The following is a 7,044-nucleotide window of genomic DNA, read 5'->3' on the forward strand; positions in this document are numbered from 1 at the left end:
CTCTCCCCTCCACCCAAAATCAGGGTGGGGCGTAAGTTTCACAGAGGATTTGTAGTAATTCCGACAGATTTATCTTCAGATCCAAGTATTTGTGGGTAAGGTTATGGTAGGGAGCGATGCACTTGAGTTTTTCAGAGCGCCGGTAGGAAACGGCTTGAGTTTGGAGAAAGCGTTTCGCTTGAGTTCCACTACGCTTGAATCGCTTTCACATTAGTCAACTCACGCGCAATTAACCATTTTTGACAAAAAATAAACATATTTATTTATAATAATAAATATTTGACTCATCTAAGAGCCTATTTATACTTTAGAGAAATAGGCTTCATCCATCAAATAAAACGAAATTTTATTCCTCTGCAAAGAGCGCTCTCCGTAAATACGGATATTTTTCTCAAATATAAGAAATATTTCTAATATGATGAATTTTATATTGACTGCACAGATTCAACCCTTCTTTCTGGTAAAAATTTCTAAGCGGAGGATTTAGATGAAACATACTAAAATTAAAATGACGGCAGGAATTCTTTTCCTCTGTACGATTCCACCATTGAGCTTATTTTCGCAGGACATTCCAAAAGAGAAAAAGTCTTCACCCAGCCCAGTTCTCAATTTAGATCCGCCTTCCAATGTAAAATATGAAGAACAAGCAAATGATGGAAAAGGAATTCCTGAAATCCAACAGGAACTCGCTAAGGAAGAGCCTTATAAAAGTCCGTACAAAGGAAAACTTCCCGGAGAATTTATGAAGTCCATGCTTCTTTCTCCGGAACACCAAGATGCAATGAGAAAAACAGACCGACTCTGGTTCGGAGACATCTTCCGTGCGGGTTTCCAAGTTCGCCCCCGTTTTGATTACAGCCACAACGCTGATTTTGATAAGCGAACTCAGGACGATAGAAATTTTGCGACTCAGAACTCCCAGGTTTTCTTTGTCATAGATCCGAATCCTTACGTCGCCGCTAAAGTCACGATCCAAGACGTTCGCGTCTTCGGTGGCGAACAATCTCGTAAAGACGGACAACTCGGCTACCTGGGGCTTTCCAATTCTGCCGGTGCCGAATTAAGCGCCGCACCAACCGCCACAAATTCCGTAAGTATTAAAAACAACACGGATCTAAGAGAGGGTTTTGTACAATTAAAAAACTTCGCGGAAGGTTTCGAAGTTTTCATCGGAAGGCAGATCTTCGGTTTCGGAGATAATAGATATGTCGGCGGTAGAAACGACGGTCAAACCGGAAACTCTTTCGACGGAGCTCGTGTAAAATACAACTCCAAATATTTCAACTCGGAAGCATTCACTTCCATCATAGCGGAAGACTCAAATGCAGGCAGCGGCAACAATACCGCAAACGGAGTCAAACGTGGTACCGTCAACGACACTTACCTTTCCGGTTTATACAACACGGTAAAACTCGAGGACTTCCTCGTGGATTTTTATTATTTCAACATCGACAAAAAATGGGAACAAGGCCCGAACCCTACCACAAGTCTGGACAGGACAAGGCAAAGAGACGATTTAAATACGGTCGGACTTCGTTTAACAAATAGAACGGATAACAACCGTCTACCCAAAACAAAATCCTGGGACTGGACCTTAGAAGCCTCCTGGCAATACGGACACAACGGTCAAAAGATCAACGCGGGTTGGGATACTCTCAAACAAACCGTGGACGGAAATCCGAAGTCTCAAAGAATCTATACCCAAAACGTGGAATACGATTCCAAATTTTTCATCGCTCAAACTGGATATACCTTTTTCGATCGATTTCGCATAGGCATTCAATATTCGATCGGTTCTGGAGACCCAAATAGAACGGACAATAAAGTGGCAACATACGACGCGTCCTTTGCGACGAGATCTGGAGGTTTCCCTTATTTCGATTCCGGAAATGGGATCGTAAACGCTACTTTCTGGTCGAACACAAGAACCAAATCCGTTCACTTGATGTATAACTCCGCAAACTACGGAAGATTCATCTTCGTCGCTTACGATATTCAAAAAGCTTCCGAAAATGACGCATGGTATTCTTCGGGTGGTACTCCAAATACGGGACTTACCACCGAAAATTCGACCGGTTCCGCATTCGGCGGTTATAAACTGGGAGAAAGAGGAGGAAAACGTCTTTTCTACGAATTCGATTTAATTTATCAATTCTATCTCAAAGACTACGTCTCGATTTGGACGGGTGGATCTTATTTACTCGCGGGAGACTCGGTAAGAAACGCAAGAGTCAATCCTTGGGCCCCGAACGTCAATGACAGATACACGCTGGACCATAAGTCCTACAGCTTCTTCTTGTTCGTTCAATTTGCAATGTAATCCAGAAAATCAAAATTAAGGAATCAATATGAAAACAAAAATTCTTAAATCAATTCTAATTGTTCTTCTCATAACAAACGCGAGCGCCGGACTTTTCTCAAAGGACGTAAATCTGCTCAACGTATCTTACGACCCTACGAGAGAACTCTACGCAGAATATAACAAACTTTTTGCAAGTTATTGGAAATCTAAAACGGGAGACGAGGTAAGAGTCAATCAATCCCACGGCGGAAGCGGTAAACAAGCAAGGTCTGTGATCGACGGACTCGAAGCGGATATCGTCACCCTCGCACTCTCCTACGATATCGACATCATAGCTTCGAAAGGCCTGATCTCGAGGGATTGGTTGAAAAGCCTTCCAAACAACAGCACTCCTTATACTTCTACGATCGTATTTGTAGTCAGAAAAGGAAATCCCAAGAATATAAAAGACTGGGACGATCTAGTTCGATCTAAAGTCGGCGTCATAACACCGAATCCAAAAACGAGCGGAGGAGCACGCTGGAATTATCTAGCCGCTTGGGCTTTCGCTCAGAAAAAGTTCAATAACGATACGAATAAAGTTCAGGACTTTATAAAAACGCTATATAAAAACGTTCCCGTTCTCGACTCGGGAGCCAGAGGTTCTAGCAACACTTTCGCTCAAAACGGTATCGGAGATGTATTGATAGCTTGGGAAAACGAATCTTTTCTTATCTTAGAAGAATTTGGAAAAGATAAATACGAAGTCGTTATTCCGTCGTTGAGTATTCTCGCAGAGCCACCCGTCGCGATCGTGGAAAAGAACGCGGAAAAACACGGCACCTTAGAGACGGCAAAGGCGTACCTCAAGTCTCTCTATTCCGATGCGGCACAAGAAATCATCGCAAAACACGGATATCGTCCGAGAAATCAGACCATTCTCAAAAAGTACGAAGGAAAATTTCCAAAATTGGACCTGATCACCGTGGATGGGCATTTCGGCGGATGGCATAAAGCACAAAAAGATCATTTTGCAGACGGAGCTTCTTTCGATCAACTCTACGTTAAGTAAAAAACGAAAAATATCTCTAAAAGAAAATGAAAACCTCGTATACCATTCTTCTATTGAAAAATAAAAGAATTCTTTTGGACAAATAACGACCCCAAAGCCGATTTCAATAGAAATCGGCGATAGTTTTGAAACATCACGAATCACTATATAAATTAGCACTTAAATCCCCGCGCTTACCTTCTATAACTTTCAAAATTGCTCATATGCTCGTATTCGATTTTAATTTCTCTAAAACATTCTAGAATACAATACCTGAAAATGAAAATCCCTTTGGGACACAGCGTGTAGTACAATTTTTTTCTTTTTTGATATAATTTCTAAAATTTAAAAAAAGAAGAAATTTCTCGGGTAATATACAAAAAATGAATCCTTTGAAAACAGCAATTTTGCAAAAAACCACTGCAAACAAAAGTAGAAAGTAGAAAGTAGAAAGTAGAAAGTAGAAAGTAGAAAGTAGAAAGTAGAAAGTAGAAAGTAGAAAGTAGAAAGTAGAAAGTAGAAAGTAGAAATAATCCTGAAGCCCTAGAAGCCAAAACGAAAGAAATCAATCCAAAGATGACATTTTATTTTTATTGAATATTACAAATATCATTTATTTATCTTTTTGGGTTTTACAGAAGAGACTCCCGAAATACGAACCGGGTGCATAAAAACAATACTATTTCGAGGTCGTCAGTTTTATGAATAAAGGAAGTTAAAAACTTGTCCCGAAACCTTAAAAGAAATCGGCACAATCATTTCATAAGTTCGTAATAGAGCGTGAAAATTCCCGCAGATTGGTGATTTATGGTTTTTCTAACGGATTTTATCGTTGGAACACTCTCGTAAGAGTTCCTACATCTGAGGTTTGGGGACAAGTTCTAAATATTTTCTATTTGGCTATATCGAAAAATATTACAACGAAAGGAAAAATTCCCCGGTTTTAAATTATCTCAAGTAAATCATCGAATTTAGGGAAAAAAATTCTACATAACTTGTCCGTTTTTCCGAAACGACTCCAACATTACGCTGGTTCTAAATTTAGGAATATATCAAGTTGGCCGAATCGTATGTCTTATTTTATTACCGTAAATAGGGTGGGGATGGAATTCGAAGTGCAAGAAGCATTCGATACATTTCAACGACATAGAAGATATACCTATGTCGGATATACAGCGTTATACCATGATAGGAGTGTTGAAGGTTATGAGCTTTTTTTTCATGATGCCGAAAATGATAAACTGCACGGTTGTCGCGCCCCCATGGATAAAACAGCAAAAGAACCCATTTCCTTCTTCAATCGGATAGGCGGTTGGGAAGTTCCTGCTACTCCCAACTCGATTACACCGATCGACTTAAACCAATTTGACTTATCTCAAGGAAAAAAACTGCTTCAATCTTATATTCCTTATTTTAAGTCTTTGATCAAAGGGGAAAAAGGGATCAGAAATTGGTACGAATGGTGGACCGAAAATGAAAAACTTCTGGAAAACATCTTATCACGTGGGGATTACTTGCGATGGAAAATTTATCCGATTCAAGAAATAGAAAAGTTTCTTAAAGAATCGAATGTCCTTTTCCAGAGAAGATATCGATACTTTTGGTTAGACGGTAACGGTTTAAGATATTACTTTAATATGTAAGACGTTAGTCGTATTTCTATAGAATCCCATTTTATAAAGATACATATTTGTAAGATCTCTCAGTTTCGTTTATGTAACCTAGTGATATAAAAATAAAATGTTCGTGTTCATTTTTAATACAACAATTCTTTTCGATCTCATAGAACACATAATAGAAAAACGCCCTAAAAAAAACAACACTATGAACATTCTGTCAGTCGAAGTAAAGTTTTACACACTACAAGACAAAGGGAACCTATTTCAGGGTATCAGTTCCAATCCCTTAACTTCTCTCAGGGATGAGTAATCATGTAAGCGCACTCGCTTTTAATATTTACATTCAATTTTTAGCGCCTACTACTCATCTCTACATAATAGAGTGTCTAAAATTCTTCATCAAACGCGGGATTTATGCTCAAATTAACGGTACTCTGTTTTATAGGGGTCAGTAATACCGAGATAATTTCCCTAAATCTCTTTTTTGCCGTTCTCATCTTTAGTACAGTCTCAACTAAAAACCATGAGGCTACTCAGAAGAATGCTTAATATTTTGCACTGAAACAGTGCTTTGAAATAAAAATTACGGTACCCCAATCTTATAGAGATCAGTAAAAGTGTTTTCGTAAACTCACCGGCAGCCGTAAGAACCGTCCCCCAGCTTAAAAATTCCGATTCGTTCATTGATAAACATGTGTTTGAGAGGCTAACGTATTCCACAGTAAGTCAATGATGAAGAGAGAATAATAAACTCTCTGAATAATAGTAAAAAGAGTTTCTGATTTCATTACTGCGCTGCGATTTCGCAACATCACTTCTTACGGAAGTGATGTTGGTTCGAAAAAGGCGAGATTTTCGGGGCCTTCGTGAATGACAATTTTATCCACTCTTCCCCCGGCAGAATGTACACTCCCTTTAAGATAATGATAAAACCAACGCGCAATGTTTTCGGAAGTCGGATTGATCTTTTTAAATTCTTCCAACTCGTTAATCAGAATATGATCCAACTTTCCTACAAGTTCCTTAAGTCTCTGTTTGGAAGTCAAAAAATCAAAACTGATCCCGTCCTCGCCGATATTTTTTTTTCCGGAAAGATAGAGTTCCACTTTCCAGGAATGTCCGTGTATAGGTTCGTCCGAACCATCCGGAAAATATTTGTAGAGGAAATGTGAGGATTCAAAACGTTCCTCGATTCGAATATAAAATCTTCCTGATTCTTCAAAAAACATAGCTCTTGACTTTCTTTCCCATGTCTATATATTGGAAGTAACCGCAAATTTAAGACGGTTTTATAGCCTACGAGACGAACCTTAGTGTTTTTGCAGTTTGTAGTCCCGTAAAGTTTCTTTTCAATACGTTTATTTTAATGATAGGAGATATTCAATGACAGAAGTGGTCAAGCCAAGATTTTATAAGGAAATGACGGTAGGCGAGGCTATGGCCGTGCATCCAGAAGCAGGACTTGTTTTTTCAAGCTACCATTTAGGAGGTTGCTCCCACTGTTCCATCAACGAGCTTGAAACGATCGAGCAGGTTTGTATGGGCTACGGCGTGGAAGTGGATGTTCTGATTGAAAGCCTGAACAATCTTCTTGAAGATTCTCAAGACTAAAAAACTTTCTCCGGAGAAAGATCGTTTCTCCGGGGACTTTCCCCTTTCTATTTTTAATTCCTCGTTTTTTAAAATCCTCTTTCAAACAATTCTCAATCGTGAAAGAACGTTTATTAGAAGCACTTTTCATTCAATCGATTTTCACCCCGTTTCAATTGTTATAAAACCGATGCAGACACGACGTTCCTTCTTCAAACGTTCCTTTCGATGGATCGGATTTTCTTGGTTCTTCGTTTTCATTTCGCTCTTCTCCGTGGAAGCGGTCCGGATAGAAGTGTTCGTGCCTCTGTGCGACGGAACTCAGCTCGCGTGCGGAAAAGGAAAAGCGGGAAATGTCTGTTCGCTCGAAGGAAATCTTTACTGGGGTGCAGCCTACCATAACCTTACCCACAAATACTTGGATCTGAAGATAAATCTGTCGGAATTACTACAAATCCTCTGTGAAACTTACGCCCCACCCTGATTTTGGGTGGAGGGGAGAG

The 7,044-nt window shown here is 39.5% G+C and carries 5 protein-coding genes and 1 pseudogene; 5 read left to right on the forward strand and 1 reads right to left on the reverse strand.

Annotated elements, in window-relative coordinates; translation table 11 throughout:
- The first annotated feature begins 487 nt into the window (after positions 1 to 487).
- The 3 genes from CLV95_RS18215 (at position 488) to CLV95_RS18225 (ending at position 4,975) form a co-directional block, all read left to right on the forward strand.
- Positions 488 to 2,320, forward strand: coding sequence for an alginate export family protein (locus tag CLV95_RS18215; RefSeq protein WP_002734566.1), 1,833 nt, complete (start codon positions 488 to 490; stop codon positions 2,318 to 2,320).
- Positions 2,321 to 2,348: 28 nt separating this feature from the next.
- Positions 2,349 to 3,353, forward strand: a complete 1,005-nt coding sequence (locus CLV95_RS18220; protein WP_002734349.1) for a sulfate ABC transporter substrate-binding protein — start codon at positions 2,349 to 2,351, stop codon at positions 3,351 to 3,353.
- A 1,049-nt stretch (positions 3,354 to 4,402) separates the two neighbouring features.
- Entirely contained in the window at positions 4,403 to 4,975 is a 573-nt protein-coding gene (locus CLV95_RS18225; RefSeq protein ID WP_016758061.1) for a hypothetical protein, read from the forward strand.
- A 794-nt stretch (positions 4,976 to 5,769) separates the two neighbouring features.
- Here CLV95_RS18225 and CLV95_RS18235 read toward each other — a convergent pair.
- Positions 5,770 to 6,180, reverse strand: a complete 411-nt coding sequence (locus CLV95_RS18235; protein ID WP_002724626.1) for a 6-carboxytetrahydropterin synthase — start codon at positions 6,178 to 6,180, stop codon at positions 5,770 to 5,772.
- A gap of 154 nt (positions 6,181 to 6,334) precedes the next feature.
- Between CLV95_RS18235 and CLV95_RS18240 the strand changes: the two genes are divergently transcribed.
- Together CLV95_RS18240 and CLV95_RS19575 are read left to right on the forward strand one after the other, a co-directional pair.
- Complete coding sequence (locus CLV95_RS18240) at positions 6,335 to 6,562, forward strand: DUF1858 domain-containing protein (protein WP_002724620.1); 228 nt, start codon at positions 6,335 to 6,337, stop codon at positions 6,560 to 6,562.
- A gap of 112 nt (positions 6,563 to 6,674) precedes the next feature.
- A pseudogene (locus CLV95_RS19575) lies at positions 6,675 to 6,938 on the forward strand (hypothetical protein); the annotation flags it as partial.
- Positions 6,939 to 7,044 lie beyond the last annotated feature (106 nt).

The sequence above is a fragment of the Leptospira borgpetersenii serovar Javanica genome (genome assembly GCF_003046425.1).
In the GTDB taxonomy this organism is placed as follows: domain Bacteria; phylum Spirochaetota; class Leptospiria; order Leptospirales; family Leptospiraceae; genus Leptospira; species Leptospira borgpetersenii.

Excerpts from the sequence above, each read along its gene's own strand:
- CLV95_RS18225 (WP_016758061.1), top strand. The coding sequence starts at position 4,403 with ATGTCTTATTTTATTACCGTAAATAGGGTGGGGATGGAATTCGAAGTG.
- CLV95_RS18235 (WP_002724626.1), bottom strand. The coding sequence starts at position 6,180 with ATGTTTTTTGAAGAATCAGGAAGATTTTATATTCGAATCGAGGAACGT.
- CLV95_RS18215 (WP_002734566.1), top strand. The coding sequence starts at position 488 with ATGAAACATACTAAAATTAAAATGACGGCAGGAATTCTTTTCCTCTGT.
- CLV95_RS18220 (WP_002734349.1), top strand. The coding sequence starts at position 2,349 with ATGAAAACAAAAATTCTTAAATCAATTCTAATTGTTCTTCTCATAACA.
- CLV95_RS18240 (WP_002724620.1), top strand. The coding sequence starts at position 6,335 with ATGACAGAAGTGGTCAAGCCAAGATTTTATAAGGAAATGACGGTAGGC.